The 1,806-nt window shown below is 50.6% G+C and carries 1 protein-coding gene; it reads left to right on the top strand.

Translation table 11 applies throughout. The features are described 5' to 3' along the window. Nucleotides 1-391: 391 nt before the first annotated feature. On the top strand, nt 392-1,636 hold the full coding sequence (locus KQI79_RS27225) for an IS110 family RNA-guided transposase (protein ID WP_216541460.1): 1,245 nt from the start codon (nt 392-394) through the stop codon (nt 1,634-1,636). The last annotated feature ends 170 nt before the right edge of the window (nt 1,637-1,806 follow it).

Raw genomic sequence — 1,806 nt, 5'->3', positions numbered from 1 at the left:
TATAGTATTTCTTGAAGGCAGTTTTGAGTTTACTTCCAGTCCCCTAGGGGACTGGCGGCCGCCTTCAAAATTTCCAGTTGATCTTTGAAAAATAAATTTGGGACTGGACTTTCCGGAATGCCTCCGGACAATGGAACTTAGGGTCCATTCGGGGCAACTCTTCGTCCTCCTGTAGCTCTGTCTACTTCAAAAGTCTGTTTCTCCGGTATTCGTTCGAACTTCTTACCCGCTGGCTGTTCCCTTCGGCAACCCATGCCCGGCGGTAGCAGCGTTGGGGCAGCTCATGGATCGAAGCGAGTTCTCATATGCGAGGGTGATTGATCGGCGAGTGCGCCGGAGGCATCCCGGAGAGTCTAATCCCTGAATCCCTTACAGAAAGGAGGAATTCGACTTGCGTTTATTTGTCGGAATTGACGTGAGTGCAGAACAACTTGAAGCCTGCTTCATGAACATGGACGGCGACAAGCTCGAGGCGTTTCAGGTGAACAACAACCTTGAAGGTGCCCAATATCTTCGTAACCGGATCCTTTCAGCAGCGGACAAGCTACCGGCTTCGGAAATCCACATTGGCCTTGAAGCTACATCCGTCTACAGCTGGCATCCAGCGATGTACTTACACGAAGATGACGCGTTGCGCAAGCGCAAAACTAAAGTGTTCACCATCAATCCCAAGTTGATCAACAAATTCAGAGAGGCATACGCCGACTTGGATAAGACCGACCGGCTCGATGCTTGGATTATTGCTGATCGTCTGCGATTTGGAAGGTTAACGACCAGCGTTGTCATGCAGGAGCGGTATCTCGCTCTTCAACGCATCACCCGCATGCGGTTTCACCTCGTCCATAATCTTACGCGAGAGAAGCAGTACTTTCTTCAGAACTTGTTCTACAAGTGCAATGCGTTCCGTTCTGAAGTAGACAGCTCCGTCTTTGGCCATGCCATTATGGAACTGCTCTTGGAGAAGTACAGCCTCGATGAGATTGCCAACATGGATGTTGCCGTCCTGGCGGACTACCTCAAGGACAAAGGCAGGAACCGATTCCCGGATCCTGAAGGTGTCGCCGCGTGCATTCAGAAAGCCGCACGGGCGTCCTATCGGCTATCTAAGGTAATGGAAGACTCCATTGACCTCGTACTCGGTACGTCCATCCTATCCATTCGGAGCATTCAAGCTCAGCTCAAGGAGCTGGACAAGGCGATCGAGAAGTTGATCGAGGATCTACCGGGAGCCAAGTGCCTTCGCTCCATACCGGGCATCGATTTGGTGTATGCCGCCGGCATTCTGTCGGAGATCGGCGATATTGAACGCTTCGACGATCAAGCCGCGGTGGCCAAATATGCCGGCTTGGTATGGCGCAAACACCAGTCCGGCCCCTATGAGGCCGAAGATACAAAGCGCATTCGTTCCGGCAACCGATTCCTACGGTATTACCTAGTTGAAGCTGCCAACTCGGTAAAAAACCGTGATCCGGAATTCGGAGAGTATTACCGGAAGAAATACAAGGAAGTACCTAAGCACCAACACAAGCGCGCCCTCGTCTTAACGGCAAGAAAACTTGTGCGTCTGGTCGATGTGCTGCTACGCAACGACCAACTTTACACGCCTCGAAGGAAGGTGAATAGCGCGAAGGTGTAACGTCTCTCTTTGCCAAAGTCCTTCACGATTCCCAGTTAAAATCTGGTAAAAACTCGATTTTTGAACTGGGTTTAGTTTGGTGTTGTCTTTTTTCCTGACTCATTGACCTGTTCCTTAAAGTAAATTTCCAATTCTCATGAATCAGGGGCTTGACATCTTACCGCTGGACT

It is taken from the genome of Paenibacillus sp. MSJ-34 (assembly GCF_018918005.1).
In the GTDB taxonomy this organism is placed as follows: Bacteria; Bacillota; Bacilli; order Paenibacillales; family Paenibacillaceae; genus MSJ-34.
Note: the sequence above shows the minus strand (reverse complement) of the source record. Positions and strands in the feature narration are given on the sequence as shown.